Raw genomic sequence first — 20,900 nt, 5'->3', positions numbered from 1 at the left:
AAAAGCCTTCTAATAAGAAGGCTTTTTGGTATTTCTTTACGCTGTTGCTTGTTCAACTAACTTTTCAGCGTCATCTAATCGTTTATTCTCACCAAAACCGCGAAGACCGACAACATGAACATGTTCGTGATCTTTGAACACTTTACGCACCAATTTGTACGTCGTCCCTTTTTCTGGGCTGATGTTCTCCGGTGCAGCAATGAGTAGCTGCATCCCTTGGCGGTCACAAAGTTCAAATAATGTCGCAATGGATTTAGCATCAAGACGCGCAGCCTCATCCAGGAACAGTAAACGACAAGGCAAGATATCTTTGCTACGTAAACGACGCGATTCTTCTTCCCAGCTTTGCACTACCATTAACAGAATTGACTGACCTGTACCGATAGCTTCACCTGTCGATAGTGCGCCCGACTCTGCCTGTAACCAGCCATCAGAACCACGGTTAACCTCGACACTGAGCTCAAGATAGTTTCTATAGTCTAGTAGCTCTTCACCCAATACTTGCGGAGAGCGTTGCCCCATATCGATATGTGGGTTAACACGCTGGAACAACTTGGCCATCGCTTCAGAGAAGGTATAACGCGTTGTCTCGAACAAGTCTTTGTGCTCAGCCGTTAGAGCTACTAACAATTGCTCATGGCTCTCACGAATCTTGACATTAAGTCTTACGCCTTTCACCTGACCAAAATGAATATTCGATAAACCTTGGTTAAGCATACGAATTCGATTCTGCTCACGCTGAATCGTTTTCTTGATGATGCTTGATACTGATTCCGAACTAATAGCCAAACGGTTTTCGCGTTGCGTCAGTTCTTCGGTCAAGCGGGCCAACTCTACTTCCATCTCTTCAATAGCTTCAACAGGATCATCGGTACGGATGATATCCTGACGGATGCGCTCTCTTAGATGTTGATATACAGCGATATAGAACAGGACTTTGCGTTCTGGTTTTGAAGTATCTTCCGACTGACGCAGTGAATCACGCAAGTCTTCATTATCAGCAACCGCCAAACGCAGTGCACCCAGTGACTTATCCGACATTGAACGCAATTCACCAGCACTCATGTAGGCGAGTTCACGTTTGTGTAATCGACGTTCTACGTCATTAGCTTTGGCTAGACGTAATACGCTGCACCATCCTGCTTTTGCTGCTACCACATAGGTACGTAACTCAACGTACTCTTTCTGAACCTTTTTCAGACGTTTCGCCAAACCTTTCATTTCAAGTTCAGTGGACGTCATGGTTTTCTCGTATTCGCTCTTACGAGTACGAGATGTTTGCAACGCTAACTGAAGCTCATTACGACGCTGCTCTGCGCGTTCCAATGCAGACTCATCTGGGACAATACCGTACTCCTGAAGCTCTGCTCTAAACTCTTGAACCGTTTCCAGTTTAGCTTGATGGGAACTCTTAAGAGACGCCAGTACTTGGTTGTATTGGTTAGCTTGCTCCTGAACTTGCTTTAAGCCTTCGCGCAAACGAGCACGCGTTGATTCAGCTTGCACCAACTTCGTTTTAAGTTGCTCACTAAGTTCACTACTTTGATTCAACATATTTATGGAATCAGCATAAGCAAAGTAAGGACGACGCTCAGCCAAATCGGCTACAGCAAAGATCTGAGCTTTTAATGCTTGCAGATTTTTGTCCGCAGATTGGTATTGCTCCGTTAACGCTTCAAACTGTTCAGGGTCACTATCCAACGCATTGACTACACTAGATAGTTTTTCTAATGCGGAACCATGTTGATTAACATACGCTTTCGCTGAGGTTAGCTGTTCCATTTGCGATTGCAGCTCTGCAAATCGCTCAACCAATGTCTCATCAAACAAAACATTTGATGAAATCGCCAATCGGTCAAGTAAACCAACCGATTGTTTTGTCGCCACCAGCTGCGCGTTGATCTGCTGTTCACGTTGTTTGTGATCGCTTAGCTCACGAGTTACAGCACTTCGTTGCTCACGCAGACGCGCTAGCTGTACTTCAGGGTCGGATTCAAATGCTAACTGCATATGCTGTGCTGCGAAAGCATTGAATGCTTGGTATAGACGTTGCAGCTTTTGAGCATCAAACGCCGCTTTCGCGTGTTTTTCAACGGTCTCTTCACGTTGTTCACGCAGTAGCTCCAAACGCTGTTCACGCGCCGCTCGGCCAAATAGAGGGATCTTCGGAAAACGCGAGTAACGTAACTGTCTTTCATTAAGCTGTACGCACACTGCACCATCTAATTCGTCAGCATCAAATGAACTATCATCAAATGCATCGATGTCGCCTTCGATGATGTACAGATCTTCAGGGCAGTCATCAAGCTCTACCAGCTTTTCTTTAATTCCGTCAAGGTTTGACACTACAATCGCATGACGAGCAGGACCATACATTGCGCTAAAGTACGGCGCATCATCAATAGTAATGTCATCGTAAATCTCAGAGAGAAGCACGCCACCCAATGTATCTGCCAAGCCTTTCAAGCGTGGGTCATTTGAACCACCCGGAGACGCAAGACGTTCAATCTCAAGATCAAGTTCTTCACGACGTTTCGCTAGTGAGTCGCGCTCAAATGAGGTCTTACGTTCGTTATCATTCACTTCTTGCATTGAGCTGATAACATCCGCTCGATCTGTCAGTTCCAGGCCACTTTGCTCTCTTAACTCTTCTAGCGCATTGTATGACTTAATCCATTGAGGAGCATAACGTTCAAGTTTACTAATTTCAGAAACAAGTTCCTGTTCGCGCTGCTTCGCGTCACTTGATGATTCACGTAACTGCTCAAGTCGTTGCTCGCCTTCTAGCACTTTTTCGCGCTGACGCTCCGCTTCTATCTCAATATCCATTTCATTGGCTATTGTGACGCCAACACTCTGGAGGTCGTTCACCAGTTGCTGAGCTTGCTCTTGACGTTCAATATTCTTTTCAGTATCGCGGAACTGTGCTCGTAGCTGAGGTTCATTGCCAAGCAGTTGACGCTGCTCATCCACTTGCTTTAACGCTAGTCTTGCGGCGCTTGCTGCTTTATTGCGAGGTACATCGCCTGCAACTTGCTGGACGAGTTCTAATGCAAGTTCAAACTGCTTCGCCGCAGCAGAAGACATATCCAGCTTATGCTTAAATTCCAGCAATTGAGTAGTACGTTCTGCTTCTTCAGTTTTCAGTTGAGTTAGCTTAGTCGCAGCACCGTCTTGCTCAAGAGTATCATCATCAAGCAACTCACGCGCTTTCTCTAACGCTTGGACCGCCTGCTGATATTGCAGCGCGCGCGTCTGTTGCACATCCAGTGCTTGTTGGTAATCTGCGAGCTGTGTTTTTAAGCTATCCACTTCTTCTTCAGCGAATGTCGCTTGCTCTTCTGCAGCTAACTTACGCTCTGTGGCCTCTTCAACCACCATCATTTGCTCTTCAAGGCGCTCGTTGAGCTCCTCAAGATCTTCTTGATAACGTTCGATCTTCTCTTGTTGGCGTAATGCATTTTGAACCAACAGTAAGTGGTCTTGCGCGCCTTGGTAGTCCTGTTCAAGCCCAGATTCGCTTTCGAGAAGCATAGACAATTCTTGCTGAACCTTATTGAGCAATTCATTCTGTGCAATTAAGGTCTGTCTTGAGCCAAACAACTCATTGCGCATCGCCATCGTACTTTCAAGCTTATTACGGCGCTCATTCGCATGGCGCATGTAATCTGCAGCAACATAGTTCGTTGATTCAGTAATAAGGTGCTTGAACAGGTCACGGTCGGCTTGCGTCGTTTTGATCGCTTCTAAGGTTAAACGGTTTTCGCGCAGTGCCGATTCCATATCTTGGAATGCTTTTTTCACGCCGCCATTTTGAGGCAATAGATAGTCACGAAGCGAGCGAGTAATGGCGCTTGAAATACCACCATATAGCGAGGCTTCAATCAGGCGATAAAACTTCGAGCGGTCGCTGCTATTGCGCAATTTCTTTGGCAAGACACCAAACTCAAACATTTGCGCATGATAATCAACAATAGAATTAAACGCTTTAAAGTGAACGCCTTCCATACCACTGACCGCATCTTTCACTTCATTGATTTGGCGGACACGAGCATGGTTGTCAGACACTGCTTCAATTAGGATATCGGTCGGCTTAACGCTGCTTGGCAAACCTTGAACAATAAACGGTTTAATATCGACTTTTTTATCTCGTCCAGCAACTTGCTGCAACTTAACCACGAACAAGACTCGTTGATTGCGTGAGTTCACAACGTCGAGTGCCGAGTAACATGTACCTGGTTGCAGCTTACCGTATAGACCTTTGTCTCTCGATGCCTGAGAACTGCCGGCTTCTGTCGTATTTCTAAAGTGAAGCAAGCTTTGGTCGGGGATCAGAGCCGTGATGAATGACGCCATTGTAGTAGATTTGCCCGCACCGTTACCTCCAGATAACGTGGTCACTAGGCTATCAATGTCAAAAGTACGCGCGAAAAAGCCGTTCCAGTTGACCATCGTCATTGATTGATACTTACCTCTTTCAATCATACGTCAGCCTCCTGATCATCTTGCTGAATATCCAATTGTTCGGTTAACTCTGTCTCTTTCACTTCTTCGTTAGGAATTAAGCTACCTTGTGATGGTGCTTGAGTATGCGCTACCGCTTCGCCATCGCGGATCAGTCTCAATTGAGCATCACGCATATCGTCACCAACCCTAACGTCGGCACCAAAGCGGAACACCGCCTCACTGATACGGAACTTACCTGTATCACCAATAGAGATCGTCATACCTAGGCGGCGTAGACGTCTTAAAGACGTACGTACTTTTTCAAACAGTTTTTCTTTATCGAGATCAGATCCTGTTGCGCGATTAGTGACGAGGCGCATCAGTTTCTTTTCATCAGCGAGTGCCAATAACTCGTCATACAGTTCTTGATTGGTGAAGATGCCTTCATGAGCTAGACGCTCTGGGCTCAAATACAAAAAGCACAGTACTTTGCCCACCAGCATATCTAATTCTGACAACACACTTCGACCAATTAACGTGGTCGAACGAGGACGTAAATAGAAGAATCCTTCAGGCGCTTTCACCAATTCCGTGTTATAGCGCTGATAGAAACTCGCCAGTTCCACATCAAAATCACACAAAAGAGCGTGATTATCCAAGTCCTCTGAGGAGATGTGTTTGCCCGCACGAAGTGCACTATCTAGTGCAGGAAAAAGCGGATTTGTTATCGCTTTTGCCAGTTTTTCTGACATGTATTCGTCAATATTTGTCGATGACATTTGCTTGTACCTTTGCGCCAAAATCGTTGATAGCTTGCCAATCTGGTTGAATGGCGGAGTAATCGGATTGGGAGTAACCCAACCGAACTGCTTGGTCCACAACGATTCTTGCTAGATCGAAATGATGAGTGTGTGGGTGTGCAGCAAGATAATCTCGAAGCACTATGCCTAAATCAATTGGAGCGCCCTGCTCTTTATGCACTTTCAGCATGTCTCCGATACGTTCGGCAAGTTCATCATTTACTTGTTCAAATTCTTCATATTCCACTTCAAGTGGCACAGCCCCCGTCACTTCGTCATTACGAAGCACTAAAGCTTCATCACGAAGATCGGTGAGTTTTTCTGCGTTGGCATAGGTTAAATACCATGGCGCATCAAAATAGTCGGTCACAGACTGGCGAAGTCTTTGGCTGAATGCACGGTTTTGATCCATATCGATCGCAGTACGGATAAATTTATGTACGTGACGATCGTAACCAATCCACAAATCGATCGCTTGCTGGCCCCAGCTGATGATTCGGTCTAACTTCATTTGTAAGCCAAACAGCGCTTCTCCCACAAACTCAAGCTCATCATCACCATAAACAATCTCTTGAATATCAAGTATTTGAGTTTGTAGTTCGTCCCCTGCTGCTTGCAGAGTATCTTGAAGCTCACGAAGATTTGCGGAGGTTTCAGACAGCAAAGCTTCGCAATTGTTGATGGCTTCTCGCCAGTCTTTATTGAGTAGCTCTGCAATTTGCAATTTGACCGACTGCTGCTGCTCATCCATAACTCGTTGGTTCAAATCAATCTGATCGAAAATTTCACCCACTGAGTATTTCAGAACGCCAAATACGTTCTTGCGCCAGTGACCAACCGTTCCGCCTTCTTGAGCCGCGAGAATGGCTTTCGCCATTTCATCCGCCACCATTGAAAGCTGGATAGAGAGTCTGAGTTTGGAGAACTCGCGATGCCTGACGTAGTAATCCGTAATACCAATCGCAAGTGGACTGAGACGGTAGATGCTCGCGCCATCGTTTATCTCACTGGTAAAACGACTTAGCAGCCTCTGTTTAACCAATTCATTAATCGCATTGTTGGCACGAAACGCAGTCGCTTCGCCCGTTTGCTCGAACTGTTGGGTGACGATCTTGAACGCATCGTGTAGCTCGCCCTCCCCCAGTTCTTCATCAAATCTCTCATTACTCAATACCGCGATAGATATGAGAAATGCCAACCGTTCAGTGGAAAGATTCAATGCAAAATCATGCTGTTTGACCCAGCCGACAAGTTCATCAATCGGTCGGTCATCCGCAATCAGAGTGTTATCACTCATGGTCTTTCCTGTTATTGTTTTTTCCTTGCCCATACATGAATGTATCGGCCCATGGAGAGATAGGGTTCTTGGCGACACAGCTGCTGCTCTATTTTTAGAACGTCTTCAGCTGTGTAGTCTCCCATGTATTGCATATTGCCAATGTAATCACTGAATGAACGAATACCAGATTTGCCACATATTTCAAATCCCGCATCCTCTATCCACTGATACACTTCCTCTGGCTTTAGCCCTTTTTGTGGCTGAAGCTTAAATCTCTTTCTATGTGGCATGCCTTCAAGTACATGAGGAATATTGCCACATATGACGTTCTTAAATACCAATCCATGATGATTGTAAAACATGACAGAAGCGATACCACCAGGTTTCACTTGCTGTAAAACCGCTTCTAGCGCGGGTTTAGGTTCAGCTAACCATTCCATAACAGCATGAAACAACACCAGATCTACGGGTTGGCTCATATGTTCTGCAATACGCTGTACTGGACTATGTATCCAGCGATATTGCGAGAGTAGCCCGTTTTTTTCAACATCTGCCTTGGCCAACTTGAGCATTTCAGAAGAGAGGTCACATAATGTGATCTTGTGTCCTCTCTCAGCAATTCGTTGAGAAACTTGCCCTAATCCACCACCTGCATCTAAAACTTCTAGGTTTTTTCTTGTATCATCCAGCGCAGCGAGAGCTTGGGTTAAGTCTTCCCAAACAATAGTTTGGCGAATTTCACCCTTCTCTGAGCCGTAAATATTTTTTGCAAATTTGTGGGCGATATCGTCGAAATTTCGGTCTTGCATCACGGTATATTGAGTTAAGATAACCAGTTATACAGCTATTCTGTCATATAAGTGACAGGAATAAAGGGGCAACTCCCTTTTTTAGCGTTAAGTGGTGTTTTTTCGGACTATTATTCTATGTTTGAGCTGAAAAAGGTTGTGTCTTCATTACTAATGCCTCTACCTGCCATGTTAATTCTTGGCTTCTTGGGCTTAGTTCTCATCATGTTTACGGCACGTCGTAAACTAGGAAGCCTGATTATTCTCGTGTCTCTGTGTGGGACTTTTCTTATTTCATTCCAACCCTTATCTAGCCGCCTGTTGATGCCGCTTGAGCGCCAATACAGTGCGTTCTTGCCGATTAATGAAACCATCGACTATGTGATGGTCCTTGGCGGTGGACATGTGGTCGACGACCAAATCCCACCCACTTCAGAACTGAGTCGAGCTTCATTAATGCGCTTAAGTGAAGGTATCCGGATTCTTAGAATGTATCCAGGCGCTAAATTAATTCTATCTGGTTATGATGGTGGTACCGGTGTCAGTCACGCTAGAACCATGGCGAAAGTTGCCCTTGCTTTAGGTATTGCTAAACCGGATATCATTTTGTTGGAAACAGCAAAAGACACATGGGAAGAAGCCCGACAAGCTGCTGGATTCGTGCAAAATAAGAAGCTGGTTTTGGTGACGTCAGCTAGCCATATGAAGCGCGCTATGCACGAGTTTGAAGCTGCAGGCTTAAACCCACTCCCGGCGCCAACTAACTTCCTAGCACAAAAAGACATCGAGCAAGCATGGCAGAAATATACGCCATCATCTCGCTACTTGGAGCAAACTGAGCGGTACTGGCACGAGACCATGGGGTTAATATGGCAAAACCTTCGTGATTGGGTGGCTAACGAAGGTAACCAAGAGTTTTTACCTTCCGTTTCTGAGTTAGAGTCTTCTGAGGGTGTAGATAAGATCACTGAGCAAGACATTGAAGCGCAGCTTGCTCCTGAAGAACCGCAAGAAGCCGCAAACGCTCAATAAAAGTCAGGCACAAAAGAAAACGCCACACTTATAAAGTGAGGCGTTTTTTTCGACTATTCAAAAAGTCTAGTTGCAACGGACTTTATGTCATGATTGCAACAGAATAGAAAGCTAATCACCGGCGAACATATACCCTTCACCGTGAACAGTAATGAAAATCTGTGGGTTCTTCGGATCCAGCTCCATCTTCGCACGCATGCGACGAATTAAAACATCAATAGTGCGGTCGTTTGGCGCGTCAACTCGATGGCTAATCATATTAAGTATACGCTCTCGGCTAAGTACCTGGTTAGGATATGCCGATAGTGCTACTAAGAGTTCGTACTCTGCCTTAGTGAGTTTTACTGGCTCTCCATTGTTACTTAGCGAACGGCGTTGCTTGTCAAACACCCATTCACCAAAGTAAATCAAGTTCTCATTCTGCACCGATTCTTCAATAATAGGTTGTTTTCTGGCTAGAGAAATACGCCATAGCAAATTTTTGACGCGGACTAGGAGTTCCCTCAATTCGAATGGTTTCGTCACATAATCATCTGCGCCCATTTCCAAACCAACGATACGGTCGATACTATCTGTGCGACCCGTCACTAGAATGATGCCAATATCCGATTGACTTCTTAATTCACGCGTTAGCATCAGTCCATCTTCTTTCGGCAAGTTGATGTCTAACATCACCAAGTCGATGCTGGCTTCCTGTAGAATCTGACGCATTTGTTCGCCGCTCTCCGCTTCACTCACCAAGTAACCTTCACTCTCGAAGTAACCCGCCAGTTTGCTGCGCGTAACGACATCATCTTCCACTACTAGTACGTGATATTTCATGTCTTTCTATCTCAATCTTTCAATGACAGAGTCATTCTATTCATAATTAGTCACAATTCTAGCCTACATTGACGTGAATTGAAGAAAACTTGCTTTTTCTTGATTCAAAACAAATAGAAATCTTAACTTCAGATATGCAACAGAGATTTATCCAAAAACCTTGTTCCACATGACCATATCTTCACAACCCTTCATTTTTCATCTTTTTTTTTCACATCAATGATTACTGTTGTTCATCTTTATTAGCTAAAATAGAGATAACACTTTTGGAGATAAGAAAATGCAAGAAATCAAAGCATTTAACGAACAACGTGCTGAATTATACTGGTGGCTTTCGAGCCTCTTTGCTAGAGAACTAACCACAGAAGAACTCGAGAAATATCAAAGCCCAGATATACGCGCTTTCCTTACTGGACTGGGTGAAAACCCAACACTATCAGCTCCTATCGCCTCTATGGTCGACGCACTAAACAGACTGCAAGTAAGAGAAGATGCCCAACTTGAGTTGTCTGCTGATTTTTGTGATCTGTTTTTGAAAACAGATAAGCATGGGGCGCTACCTTATGCTTCTTTATATATTGGTGAGTCAGGTCTGTTAAACGACAAACCCGCTCAAGTGATGTCAGAGTTGCTTGCGGAGCATAATATTGCGGTAACTGAAAACTTAAACGAACCAGCGGATCATTTGGCTATTGAGCTCGATTTTCTCGGGAACCTCATTATTCGTTCCAACGAATTAGAGTCAGAAGCTCACATGAATGAGGCGATGGAGCAGCAAGCAGAGTTTATTGAACAACACCTGCTAACTTGGGTGCCACAATTCGTGACTAAATGTCAGCAGCACGATGAGTTTGGTTTTTACGCCGCGGTATCAACAGTACTTCAAGCACTCATCAAGCTAGATCTTGATTACTTAAAAGGTGATCAAGCCTAAGATTTTGAGGCGCATGTACTGTTTATCACTCACCGTTACAGACAAAAGTGCGCCTTATCTATAAATTTGTTGTATAAGTGATTGCTTGTATCAATGGGGAAGACTACAATCCGCCGTTTAAATGCAAAAGCCGCTTTGGTATTCAACAAGCACAATAATAATCTGTCGAACTGTTGAACCAAACCGCTGAAAAGCGGTTTTTTCATTCAGAATGCACTACTTATTAGGGACCCATATATTGGCTTCCAGAATTCGAAGCGGTATTGGCTATTAATAGCACTCCGCGATAAAAGGATATAGCTATGGCAACAATCAAAGATGTCGCCCGTCTGGCTGGCGTTTCAACGACCACCGTTTCTCACGTAATTAATAAAACTCGTTTTGTAGCAGAAGCCACACAAGAAAAAGTGATGGCAGCGGTAGATGAACTTAACTATGCACCAAGTGCGGTTGCTCGTAGTTTGAAATGTAACTCGACCAAAACGATTGGAATGCTTGTCACTCAATCTACAAACTTGTTCTTCTCGGAAGTCATCGACGGTGTTGAAAGCTACTGCTATCGCCAAGGCTATACTTTAATCCTATGTAACACGGGTGGTGTCTACGAGAAACAGCGCGACTATATTCGCATGCTCGCAGAAAAACGTGTTGATGGCATTTTGGTTATGTGCTCCGACTTAACTGAAGAGCTACTAGAAATGCTAGACCGTCATTCAGATATTCCGAAAGTGATTATGGACTGGGGCCCAGAAAGCTCTCAAGCCGACAAGATCATTGATAACTCGGAAGAAGGCGGCTATCTCGCAACTAAATATCTGATCGATAACGGTCATACTGACATTGCATGCTTGAGCGGACACCTAGAGAAAGCCGTTTGCCAAGAGCGTATTGTCGGCTATCAGCGTGCTCTAGCGGAAGCGGGTATTGAGATGAAAGATGACCGAATCTTAGAAGGTAACTTCGAATGTGATACGGCCGTGATTGCCGCTAACCGTATTGCAGCAATGGAAGTTCGTCCAACTGCCGTATTCTGCTTCAACGACACCATGGCATTCGGTTTAATGAGTCGCCTGCAACAATTAGGTGTAAAAGTTCCAGAAGATATTTCCGTTATCGGTTATGACAATATCGAATTGGCTGAGTATTTCTCTCCACCACTGACAACAGTGCACCAACCGAAGCGTCGTGTAGGTAAGAATGCGTTTGAGATTCTTCTAGAACGAATCAAAGATAAAGGTCACGAAAAACGCATTTTCGAAATGCACCCTGAGATTGTAGAACGTGATTCTGTCAAAAAACTCACATAATCCTGAAAAAAGTGCCTTTCTAGGCACTTTTTTTGATCCTCATCCAATAAACTGAACGCTTTATTGTTTGTTTCGACACACTCTCCCGCACAAATCCCAATCGATTATCTGAAGCAATATCACACTTTTACCATACAACCGTCATAGATGTGAGTCATTTTCATTTATTCTAAATATGTCACGCACAGGGCAAACCACTTGAAAGGGTGGGACGCAAAGCCACCGGCCTAAACCAAATTTATTTGATAGGTAGCGGGGTTACCGATGGCAAAGGTATTAGCATTCTTTTGGTTTACCGCTAACAGAAGGCTGACACCCGTTTGCTATACTCTCGGACCTGATTTTGGTGACACAATCAATAACACCGAGAAAAGAATAAGCATGGACAATCCTATACTAAAAAACTCGATGCAATTGTTCGCTCAGCTTGGAAGAGTTAAGTCTCGTTCTATGTTTGGTGGATTTGGTATCTTTATTGACGATACCATGTTTGCATTAGCAGTGAATAACAAATTACATATCAGAACTAACCGTCAGACGATCGCTAAATTTAAGCAACTTGGCTACAAGCCATACGTTTATAAGAAGCGTGGGTTCCCCGTTGTCACTAAGTATTTCGCACTCCCTGAGGACTGTTGGCAAGATCAGGATGTTATCTTGACTCATGCTCGCTCTGCCTTAGAGTTCGCAAAAACAGAAAAAGTGCAACAGTCGGAAACAAAACCCAATCGACTCAAAGATTTACCTAATTTAAGACTGGCTACTGAGCGTATGCTTAAGAAAGCTGGAATTGAATCGGTATACGATCTGCAAGAGCAAGGTTCTGTGGAGGCTTTTAAAGCAATCCAACGAACTCACTCAAATACTGTAGGTCTTGAGTTACTTTGGGCGCTAGAGGGTGCCATTAATGGCACGCACTGGTCCGTGATTCCGCAAAATAAAAGAGAAGAATTGGCCAGTCTTATAAACTAGCCCTTATCGCTCTATACAAAAAATCAGCCTAACGGCTGATTTTTTTAGTTTATGATGAAAGTAAATCTATCCACGCCCTGTCTACTAAACTAATACAGAGTCGTCACAAGGACAGCATCATGAGCAAAAAGCTAATACTCGGAATCGCACTTCTCGCCGTCATTATCATTCTAGGTGTTAATTTTGGACAATATTTAACGCTGGAAAATGCTCAGGCTCAGCAAGCTGCACTCAGCGAATATATCAGTCAGAATTTTGTTACTGCCGCATTAGTGTACTTTTTTGCTTATATTGCCATTACCGCATTCTCAATTCCGGGAGCTGCAGTTGTTACGTTACTAGGTGCCGCTTTATTTGGCTTTTGGACCAGTCTTCTTCTTGTCTCTTTTGCTAGTACCATTGGTGCAACCATTGCATTTTTGAGTAGTCGCTTTTTATTGCGTGACTGGGTTCAAAGCAAGTTCGGTTCAAAGTTAGAAACTATCAATAAAGGTGTAGAAAAAGACGGGGCTTTTTATCTGTTCTCGCTAAGATTGATTCCGGTATTTCCGTTCTTCTTAATCAACCTATTAATGGGCTTAACACCAATTAAAGTGTCAAAGTACTATTTAGTGAGCCAGTTAGGCATGTTGCCTGGAACTGCGGTTTACTTAAATGCCGGTACACAGCTCGCCAATATTAACAGTTTGTCAGGTATCGTTTCCCCAGCAGTTTTAGCTTCATTCGCCTTGTTGGGATTATTTCCACTGATTGCTAAGTGGATTATGGCGCGAATTTCTCGCTCACCACAGGTACAAGAATAATGAAGGTTTTTATTGGCAATAGTCCGACGGAAGCGCATATCCTTCAACAACAATTGGAAAATGAAGGAATCCTTTGTGAAGTTAGAGGTGAAGGGGTTTACACGCTTCGAGGTGAAGTGCCATTTGATGAAAATACCTTGCCTTATGTCTGGCTAATCGATAACAAACAACATGTTAAAGCGAAAGCTATCATAGCCGAGTGGCAAGAACAGTTAAAAGCAGATTTGGAAAAAAGGGATTGGGTGTGTCCAAGGTGTCATGAAGTGAATGAAGCGCAGTTTGGCGCCTGTTGGAGTTGCCAAGCGTTAGCACCTACTTAGGTGTCACCGACTTAATAAAGGCAATTGAGTGACGATTGAACTCTTCGGGGTTCTCGACATTACAAACATGACCACAATCTTTAATCTCTAATAGTTGGCTGGACTTATGTTCAGCCACCATTTCTTTCACCGGCTTGATGAACATGTAGTCTTTCTCACCCATTAGGTACAGGGTCGGAATCGGTAGTTCCCTCTCCTTGAAGTAACGATTCAGTGGGTTAACTTCCGTAGTTAGTCGATACCAACGCTTAAATTCGTTTTGGCACAGTTTCTTAGCTTCTCTAACAAACAAGTGGCGAGACTCTTTCTGTCCCCTCTGAGGCATCACAATGTACGCAAATAAGCTGTAGAGCCACATATAAGGGATTATGTGCTTACTCATGTTGCCAATTTTTACCAGTATTTGTGAACGTGTGTTAAAGCGCGTTACCGCTCCACCCAGAACCATCGAGCGCACTCTTGGCATTGCCAGTTCAGCAATATTGCGCACGATGATGGTACCAAGAGACATGCCGACAAAATGGGCCGATTGTATTTTAAGGTGGTCCAGTACACGAACGATATCCATTGTTACCGTTTTGAATGTGTACTTGTTGGCCATGATATCTTTTAAGAACTGATTTGATTTACCATGTCCACGCAAATCAATGAACAGTAAGTTGAAGTGCTCACGATAAGCTCGTATCTGCTTAAACCATATAGATGAGCTGCCCCCTGCCCCATGCACAAATACCACCCATTCATCACTTGTAGGATGGGTATACGTTTTATGAAATAGTAGGCTTTCGGACATAGTTCTCGGATTGGTTAGTAGTACGAAAATAAAGTTATCACAACTCTACACGTCTCAGGAGAAAATTGCGCGGAAATTTAGAAAAAATGATTTCCAATTGTGTCAAAAAATGCCAACAAGTGCATATAAAAGAGCGGCATTACGCCGCTCTTCCAATGATATTAGCAATGTGAGGCTTCAAGCGCCAAATCATACATTTTGATGTATTCCTTGGCAGATTCTATCCAACTAAAGTCTTTGCGCATTGCTCGAAGTTGCATCTCACGCATCTCTTCTGGGTGTTGCAAATAGAACAGAAGCGCTCGCTGTAAGACAATCAACAGCGCGTCATGGCAAGGCTCATCAAACCCAAAGCCCGTTGCCTGCTGTGGATTGTCATCAAAGTCGATTACCGTATCTTTCAGCCCACCAACTTTACGTACAATAGGCAAGGTACCATAAGCCATACTGTAGATTTGGTTCAGACCACATGCTTCAAATTCAGAAGGCATTAGGAAAAAGTCTGAGCCAGCCTCTACTAGATGAGCAAATCGGTTGCTATACGCCTCTACAAACGCCAACTTATCAGAAAACTGCTCAGCAATATCGTTAAGATGGGAAGCGATTTGTGGTTCACCAGTTCCGATAATGACAACCTGAACATCGTTTTTCAGAAACTTATCCAATATTGGCAGTATGTAATGAAAACCTTTTTGGTGAGTCAATCGACATACCATGCCAACCATTGGAACATTGCGTTCTGGCAGCGATAGCTCCTTTTGCAACGCCTGCTTAGCGGCGAGCTTACCATTTAGCATTCTCTCTAACTCGTCGTCGTAATTGACCGGTAGAAAGTCGTCAAGCTTAGGGTTCCACTCTGAGTAGTCACAGCCATTAACGATGCCATGAAGATCTTTGGAACGATGAACAAAATCGTCTACCAAACCATGCGAACCTAGAGGGGTCACTAGTTCAGCGGCATAGTTAGGGCTTACTGCGTTGATTTTATCTGCGAAGGCAATTCCAGCACGAAGTGTGCTTACCCAACCGTCCCCATACTGTAGAAATTCCATTCCAGAAAGACGAAGTTCCGGAATGATTTCCAGCTGACTGTAGGAAAAGATGCCTTTAAAAATAGCATTGTGAACCGTTAGAACTGACTTCATTCCTGCAAAACGCTCGTCATCAGCGTAGCGTGTTTTAAGCAAGAATGGGATCAAACCAGTATGCCAGTCGTTGGCATGAACAATAGAAGGTCGAATACCGAGTTTCGGTAACACATCCAGACTCGCTGCCGCGAAGAAACCAAATCGTTCCCCATTGTCAGCATAAGCTCGATTGTGCTCAGCATACAATTCCAGCCTATCGAAGTATCGATCACATTCGATCACGAACACATCAACGCCGTCGAGTTGCGTTTTCTTAACTTGGTACGGTGTATGTGGCCAGTGCTCTAACTCCGTAGCTAGTACAAACTCATACTGATCCTTGTTAGGCAGTGACTGGTAACCGGGTAAAGTAATGGCTACGTTTTTACCCAGTTCTTGCAGAGCTTTAGGCAGAGCCTTGGCAACATCTGCCAAGCCTCCACTTTTTACAAGTCCTTGCGCTTCTGAAACTGGAAACCATACATCTATGTTTCGCATTTTAGAATCCAACTTTCGTCCCTTTCTTGATGACTACAACGCCACCCGGGGAGACATGGAAACGTTTCGCGTCCAACTCAAGATCTTCACCAATCACAGTCCCAGGGGCAATTTCTACGTTCTTATCAATGATCGCGCGCTTGATTGTACAACCAGCACCAATCTTAACGTCACCTAGGATAACAGATTCACTCACCACAGAACCAGCGGCAATATTACTTCTAAAACCTAATACAGAGCGATAGATTGATGAGCCACGAACATAACTACCGCCCGCAATCAAGCTGTCAGTAATCTTGATCTTTTGATGCTCAGCGTCAACGAACGTTGCTGGCGGCAATGGTGGATAATAAGTGTGAAGCGGCCATTTACGGTTGTATAGCGAGAACTGAGCGTCTTCTTGAAGTAGATCCATATGAGCCGCCCAGTACGAGTCGATCGTACCTACATCACGCCAGTAAGTAGTGTCTTTCTCACCGCTGATTTTGTTGGTAGAGAAATCATAAACATAGACATCACCTTCAGGGAACATCTTAGGAATAATATCTTTACCAAAATCATGGCTAGACTCAGTATTCTCGGCATCTATTCGTAGCTCTTTGCAAAGACTTTCTGCTTCGAAGATATAGTTACCCATAGACACTAACGCCATATCAGGGTGACCAGGAATTGACTTCGGGTTTTGTGGCTTTTCTTCAAAGCCAATCATTTTGCCTTCTTCATCAACTTCAATCACGCCAAATTCTGACGCTTCCTCTAATGGCATTCGCAGTGCTGAAACGGTTAGTTTCGCTTCCTTGCGTTTGTGAAAGTCTAGCATCTGGCGAATGTCCATTTTATAGATATGATCAGACCCAAAGATACATACGTGCTCAGGATTGGCTAACTCGATAAAACGAACGTTTTGATAAATCGCATCCGCAGTACCTTCATACCAACGTTTACCATCACGCATTTGTGCAGGAATGGGGTCAATGAATCTATCGGTGATTCCCGTTAGATTCCAACCTTTACGCATGTGTTGATAAAGTGATTGAGACTTAAATTGAGTGAGGACATAAATTCGCATTAAGTCAGCATTGATAAAGTTGTTCAGAGCGAAGTCAATCAGACGATAGCTTCCTCCAAATGGTACCGCAGGTTTGCTACGTGATTCGGTTAAAGGACGTAGGCGAGAGCCTTCTCCACCAGCAAGAATCATTCCCAATACACCAGCCATTGATATCTCCGTTTTATTACAGCTTTTTTCCATTTATTGTCGGGTAGTTAAATTACATTTGGGGGTACCCGACTTCTTTATTAACGGATGACAATGTCGATTATTTCATCGACCATTCAAACGTTGAATCTTGTATATAAAATAGGCTTGAGGCCAAGTTGTTTAATTATCAACCTAGGGCCAACCATTTTTTTAATATGGTTTTTATCTAAATTATCGTTTTGAAATAAGATTACAATGCATCATGACGCATTATTTGGCATTGAACACAGTTGCATCAAAACTTATGCCTTTAATCACAGAATGGCATACCGACATCACCTTATCAACACATATTGTTAACATGCAATTCACCTCAACCACTCTTTGATGAAAACTGCCTGAAAAACAATGAGCTAAACTGCTATGACCAGTTTAATGGATATATATAGATAATGAATGTACTAAATATATACAATCATTTACAAAATTAAGGATTTAATAGTGAGGATAAAAAAACAGCACTCAAATGAGTGCTGTTAATTAGAACGTTCAGAGATTATTTTTTAGGCTTTTTGCGCTTATCGGTAATTTCCCATTTACCATCAACATATAACCCCGTCCAACCCGATGGTTTACCGTCGATTTCAGAACGAACATAATTCTCTTTAGTCTTACGACTGAAACGAACTACCGTTGGTCTACCATCTGGATCTTCTGTTGGTGCATCCGCAAGATAGTGGAACTTCGGCGATAAACGTTCTTTGTATTTCGCAAGTTCACTCACAAGCGGTGCGCGAGTCTCACGAGATTTAGGGAAGTTGCTAGCAGCCATAAATAGGCCAGATGCACCATCACGCAGTACAAAGTAAGCATCCGAGTTTTCACAAGGAAGCTCTGGGAAATGAACCGGGTCCTCCTTAGGAGGCGCTATTTCACCGTTTTTAAGGATCTTACGGGTGTTTTTACAGGTCTCACTTGTGCAGTCCATGTACTTACCAAAACGGCCATTCTTGAGTACCATTTCAGAGCCACACTTGTCACACTCGACCGTCGGACCATCGTAGCCTTTAACTTTAAACTCGCCCTGTTCAACCACATGGCCTTCACAATTTGGGTTATTACCGCAAACATGAAGCTTGCGCTTATCATCGATCAGATAAGCATCCATTGCCGTTTCACAAATTGGGCAACGTTTCTTAGCACGCAGAGCTGCCGTTTCGACGTCTTCTTCAAGAACGTTAATAATGCCTTCTTCATCACCCAAGTTAATCGTCGTTTTACAACGCTCTTTAGGTGGTAAAGCATAGCCAGAACAGCCCAAGAATACGCCAGTTGAAGCAGTACGAATACCCATAGGGCGTGAACATGTAGGACATTCAATTTCTGTCATAACGATATGATTTGGCTTCATACCGCCATGCTCTTCGTCTTGCTCAGCTTTGCCTAAATCAGTAGTGAACTCTTCGAAGAATTCGTTCAATACATTTTTCCAGCTTGCATCACCTTCGGCGATTTGATCGAGCTTCTGCTCCATGCGAGCAGTAAAGTCGTAGTTCATCAAATCAGTGAAGCTGTCATCAAGACGATCGGTCACTATCTCACCCATCTTCTCAGCATAGAAACGACGCTGGTCAACTTTTACATAACCACGATCTTGAATCGTTGAGATGATTGACGCATAAGTAGAAGGACGACCAATTCCACGTTTCTCTAGCTCTTTAACTAAAGCCGCTTCGGTGTAACGTGCAGGTGGCTTGGTAAAGTGTTGCTTAGGATCTAACGCAACAAGGTCAAGCTTATCGCCCAGCTGTACTGCAGGAAGGATAGCATCTTCGTTTTTGCCCATTGGACGCTGAACACGAGTCCAACCATCAAACTTAAGAATACGTCCCTTCGCTTTCAACGTATACTCATCAGCTTTCACGCTGATCGTTGTGGAGTCGTACTTCGCTGGTGTCATTTGACAAGCCACGAACTGATTCCAGATAAGTGCATATAGCTTATGAGCGTCGGCTTCCATACCTGAAAGATCATCAACTTTCACGTTAACGTCTGAAGGACGAATCGCTTCGTGCGCTTCCTGAGCACCTTCTTTGCTTCCGTAGAAGTTTGGTTTTTCAGGAAGATAGGCACCACCAAACTCACTATCAATATAACCACGGACTGCATCAACGGCTTCTGTACTCAAGTTGGTAGAGTCGGTACGCATATAGGTAATATAACCCGCTTCATACAGCCTCTGAGCCAGCATCATGGTCTTTTTAACACCATAACCTAGGCGCGTACTTGCTGCCTGCTGCAGTGTAGAAGTGATGTAAGGTGCTGATGGCTTACTTTGAGTTGGACGGTCTTCACGTTTACATACTTCGTACGTCGCCTTGTCCAATACAGAAACAGCGGCTTGCGCTTCTGTTTCATTAGATGGTTTGAACGCCTTGCCCGCTTTTTGTGCAACTAGTAGTCGGAAATCTGTTTTATCCGAAGTTTTAGTATCCGCATGAATATCCCAAAATTCTTCTGGGATAAACGCATTAATTTCACGCTCACGCTCTACTAGAAGCTTAACGGCAACTGACTGGACTCGACCAGCAGATAGGCCTCGTGCGACCTTCTTCCAAAGAAGCGGAGACACCATAAAACCAACAACACGGTCTAAGAAACGTCGTGCTTGCTGTGCATTCACGCCATCCATATTCAGTTCACCAGGATCTTGGAATGCCTGTTGGATCGCGTTTTTGGTAATTTCGTTAAATACTACTCGTTTATATCGCTCTTCATCGCCACCGATGATCTCACGAAGGTGCCATGCGATAGCCTCTCCTTCGCGGTCCAAATCGGTTGCGAGATAAACATGGTCAGCGTCTTTCGCAAGTTTTTGTAGCTCGGCAACTACTTTTTCTTTGCCAGGCAATACTTGATAGTTTGCTGCCCAATCATCATATGGGTTAATACCCATTTTTTTAATTAGCGCTTTGCGGTCTTTTTCTTTTTTAATACGTGCTTTTTCTTCAGCACTTAAGCCTTTTGTAGAGACAGCTGCTGCTTTTTTACCAGTACTTTGCCCTGCAGTTGGTAAGTCACGCACGTGACCTACACTCGACTTCACTATAAAGTCTTTACCGAGGTATTTGTTAATGGTTTTAGCCTTAGCGGGTGACTCCACTATAACCAGTGACTTTCCCATAATGACACTAACGTCCTATATCACATTGCGACATTTAATCGCACGATGTTCGAAATTTATGCTTCTTTTTACTATTGAGCGAGAACAAAAGAAGATCAACCAGTTTTTTTGCAATTAGATTCTGATTGCTCGACAAATGTCCGATCAAATAGAACTCATCGCTTGAAAAATGGCGCAATATTAAACGCCATTTATGATTGTTGCCTAGCAACATTCACCAAAATTTGTTGCTTATCACAAATTGCTGCTAACTATAGCCGAGATATTTGTCCTTGCAAAATGTGTTGGCACTCATACACTACGCGGTAATGTTTTATATAGAGGACATCAATATGTCACAGAAAACCGCCATCACAGAGTTTGACTTGTTGCTCATCGCCAACCAAATCATTCAGGAACATGATGATTTCATTGAAGGAATGCGTGCAGACAGCGTCGAAGAAAAAGACGGTGTCCTAGTTTTCAAAGGTAACTACTTCCTCGATGATAAAGGGCTACCAACCGAGAAAACAACGGCGGTATTTAATATGTTTAAATACCTTGCACACCACCTTTCGAAAGAGTTTACTCTACAGAACTAAATAATAACGCCCC

The 20,900-nt window shown here is 43.7% G+C and carries 16 protein-coding genes and 1 riboswitch; of the genes, 7 read left to right on the top strand and 9 right to left on the bottom strand.

Features of this window, described 5'->3' with window-relative positions; translation table 11 throughout:
- Positions 1–36: 36 nt before the first annotated feature.
- Genes mukB through cmoM form a run of 4 tightly spaced genes read right to left on the bottom strand, consistent with a single transcriptional unit; the run spans position 37 to position 7,334 of the window.
- Positions 37–4,485: a chromosome partition protein MukB gene (gene mukB, locus L2W36_RS04520; RefSeq protein WP_236109432.1), complete on the bottom strand. Its 4,449-nt coding sequence runs from the start codon at positions 4,483–4,485 to the stop codon at positions 37–39.
- Positions 4,482–5,225 carry a chromosome partition protein MukE gene (gene mukE / locus L2W36_RS04515; protein WP_038229606.1) on the bottom strand — a complete coding sequence of 248 codons (744 nt, stop codon included), beginning with the start codon at positions 5,223–5,225 and terminating at the stop codon, positions 4,482–4,484. Before mukE ends, mukB begins: the two co-directional genes overlap by 4 nt.
- Positions 5,206–6,543: a chromosome partition protein MukF gene (gene mukF, locus L2W36_RS04510; RefSeq protein ID WP_236109431.1), complete on the bottom strand. Its 1,338-nt coding sequence runs from the start codon at positions 6,541–6,543 to the stop codon at positions 5,206–5,208. The genes mukE and mukF overlap by 20 nt, the downstream gene beginning before the upstream one ends.
- 11 nt (positions 6,544–6,554) lie before the next feature.
- On the bottom strand, positions 6,555–7,334 hold the full coding sequence (gene cmoM / locus L2W36_RS04505; RefSeq protein WP_171388472.1) for a tRNA uridine 5-oxyacetic acid(34) methyltransferase CmoM: 780 nt from the start codon (positions 7,332–7,334) through the stop codon (positions 6,555–6,557).
- Between the two features lie 117 nt (positions 7,335–7,451).
- Between cmoM and elyC the strand changes: the two genes are divergently transcribed.
- On the top strand, positions 7,452–8,345 hold the full coding sequence (gene elyC / locus L2W36_RS04500; RefSeq protein WP_006074954.1) for an envelope biogenesis factor ElyC: 894 nt from the start codon (positions 7,452–7,454) through the stop codon (positions 8,343–8,345).
- A 111-nt stretch (positions 8,346–8,456) separates the two neighbouring features.
- On the opposite strand, the gene torR is transcribed toward elyC, so the two are convergent.
- Entirely contained in the window at positions 8,457–9,167 is a 711-nt protein-coding gene (gene torR / locus L2W36_RS04495) for a two-component system response regulator TorR (RefSeq protein ID WP_006074953.1), read from the bottom strand.
- 280 nt (positions 9,168–9,447) lie between these two features.
- Between torR and torD the strand changes: the two genes are divergently transcribed.
- From torD to L2W36_RS04470, 5 genes are all read left to right on the top strand, one after another.
- On the top strand, positions 9,448–10,101 hold the full coding sequence (torD, locus tag L2W36_RS04490) for a molecular chaperone TorD (protein WP_006074952.1): 654 nt from the start codon (positions 9,448–9,450) through the stop codon (positions 10,099–10,101).
- Positions 10,102–10,403: 302 nt separating this feature from the next.
- Entirely contained in the window at positions 10,404–11,408 is a 1,005-nt protein-coding gene (gene purR, locus L2W36_RS04485; protein ID WP_006074951.1) for an HTH-type transcriptional repressor PurR, read from the top strand.
- Between the two features lie 178 nt (positions 11,409–11,586).
- A riboswitch (cyclic di-GMP riboswitch) is annotated at positions 11,587–11,674 on the top strand.
- A gap of 115 nt (positions 11,675–11,789) precedes the next feature.
- Complete coding sequence (locus tag L2W36_RS04480; protein ID WP_006074950.1) at positions 11,790–12,380, top strand: TfoX/Sxy family DNA transformation protein; 591 nt, start codon at positions 11,790–11,792, stop codon at positions 12,378–12,380.
- Between the two features lie 119 nt (positions 12,381–12,499).
- Complete coding sequence (locus L2W36_RS04475; protein WP_006074949.1) at positions 12,500–13,183, top strand: TVP38/TMEM64 family protein; 684 nt, start codon at positions 12,500–12,502, stop codon at positions 13,181–13,183.
- Complete coding sequence (locus tag L2W36_RS04470; protein WP_031496326.1) at positions 13,183–13,503, top strand: putative signal transducing protein; 321 nt, start codon at positions 13,183–13,185, stop codon at positions 13,501–13,503. Before L2W36_RS04475 ends, L2W36_RS04470 begins: the two co-directional genes overlap by 1 nt.
- Here the strand turns inward: L2W36_RS04470 and L2W36_RS04465 are convergent.
- The 4 genes from L2W36_RS04465 to topA all read right to left on the bottom strand — a co-directional run bounded on the left by L2W36_RS04465 (position 13,496) and on the right by topA (position 20,306).
- The gene (locus L2W36_RS04465; RefSeq protein ID WP_031496328.1) at positions 13,496–14,296 is read right to left on the bottom strand and encodes an alpha/beta fold hydrolase; all 801 of its coding nucleotides are present in this window, start codon (positions 14,294–14,296) and stop codon (positions 13,496–13,498) included. The two genes, L2W36_RS04470 and L2W36_RS04465, sit on opposite strands and share 8 nt — an antisense overlap.
- Before the next feature lie 161 nt (positions 14,297–14,457).
- Complete coding sequence (gene glgA / locus L2W36_RS04460; RefSeq protein WP_236109430.1) at positions 14,458–15,921, bottom strand: glycogen synthase GlgA; 1,464 nt, start codon at positions 15,919–15,921, stop codon at positions 14,458–14,460.
- 1 nt (position 15,922) lies between these two features.
- The gene (gene glgC, locus L2W36_RS04455; RefSeq protein WP_236109429.1) at positions 15,923–17,140 is read right to left on the bottom strand and encodes a glucose-1-phosphate adenylyltransferase; all 1,218 of its coding nucleotides are present in this window, start codon (positions 17,138–17,140) and stop codon (positions 15,923–15,925) included.
- 538 nt (positions 17,141–17,678) lie between these two features.
- Positions 17,679–20,306, bottom strand: coding sequence for a type I DNA topoisomerase (gene topA / locus L2W36_RS04450; protein ID WP_236109428.1), 2,628 nt, complete (start codon positions 20,304–20,306; stop codon positions 17,679–17,681).
- 332 nt (positions 20,307–20,638) lie between these two features.
- Between topA and L2W36_RS04445 the strand changes: the two genes are divergently transcribed.
- Positions 20,639–20,887: a YciN family protein gene (locus L2W36_RS04445; protein ID WP_031494484.1), complete on the top strand. Its 249-nt coding sequence runs from the start codon at positions 20,639–20,641 to the stop codon at positions 20,885–20,887.
- Positions 20,888–20,900 lie beyond the last annotated feature (13 nt).

The organism is Vibrio sp. McD22-P3, from assembly GCF_021568915.1.
GTDB classification, from domain to species: Bacteria; Pseudomonadota; Gammaproteobacteria; order Enterobacterales; family Vibrionaceae; genus Vibrio; species Vibrio mediterranei.
This window is presented reverse-complemented; position numbering and strand designations above follow the sequence as displayed.

Excerpts from the sequence above, each read along its gene's own strand:
- mukB (WP_236109432.1), bottom strand. The coding sequence starts at position 4,485 with ATGATTGAAAGAGGTAAGTATCAATCAATGACGATGGTCAACTGGAAC.
- torD (WP_006074952.1), top strand. The coding sequence starts at position 9,448 with ATGCAAGAAATCAAAGCATTTAACGAACAACGTGCTGAATTATACTGG.
- glgC (WP_236109429.1), bottom strand. The coding sequence starts at position 17,140 with ATGGCTGGTGTATTGGGAATGATTCTTGCTGGTGGAGAAGGCTCTCGC.
- torR (WP_006074953.1), bottom strand. The coding sequence starts at position 9,167 with ATGAAATATCACGTACTAGTAGTGGAAGATGATGTCGTTACGCGCAGC.
- purR (WP_006074951.1), top strand. The coding sequence starts at position 10,404 with ATGGCAACAATCAAAGATGTCGCCCGTCTGGCTGGCGTTTCAACGACC.
- L2W36_RS04480 (WP_006074950.1), top strand. The coding sequence starts at position 11,790 with ATGGACAATCCTATACTAAAAAACTCGATGCAATTGTTCGCTCAGCTT.
- topA (WP_236109428.1), bottom strand. The coding sequence starts at position 20,306 with ATGGGAAAGTCACTGGTTATAGTGGAGTCACCCGCTAAGGCTAAAACC.
- mukE (WP_038229606.1), bottom strand. The coding sequence starts at position 5,225 with ATGTCATCGACAAATATTGACGAATACATGTCAGAAAAACTGGCAAAA.
- L2W36_RS04475 (WP_006074949.1), top strand. The coding sequence starts at position 12,500 with ATGAGCAAAAAGCTAATACTCGGAATCGCACTTCTCGCCGTCATTATC.
- mukF (WP_236109431.1), bottom strand. The coding sequence starts at position 6,543 with ATGAGTGATAACACTCTGATTGCGGATGACCGACCGATTGATGAACTT.
- cmoM (WP_171388472.1), bottom strand. The coding sequence starts at position 7,334 with ATGCAAGACCGAAATTTCGACGATATCGCCCACAAATTTGCAAAAAAT.
- L2W36_RS04445 (WP_031494484.1), top strand. The coding sequence starts at position 20,639 with ATGTCACAGAAAACCGCCATCACAGAGTTTGACTTGTTGCTCATCGCC.
- L2W36_RS04470 (WP_031496326.1), top strand. The coding sequence starts at position 13,183 with ATGAAGGTTTTTATTGGCAATAGTCCGACGGAAGCGCATATCCTTCAA.
- glgA (WP_236109430.1), bottom strand. The coding sequence starts at position 15,921 with ATGCGAAACATAGATGTATGGTTTCCAGTTTCAGAAGCGCAAGGACTT.
- L2W36_RS04465 (WP_031496328.1), bottom strand. The coding sequence starts at position 14,296 with ATGTCCGAAAGCCTACTATTTCATAAAACGTATACCCATCCTACAAGT.
- elyC (WP_006074954.1), top strand. The coding sequence starts at position 7,452 with ATGTTTGAGCTGAAAAAGGTTGTGTCTTCATTACTAATGCCTCTACCT.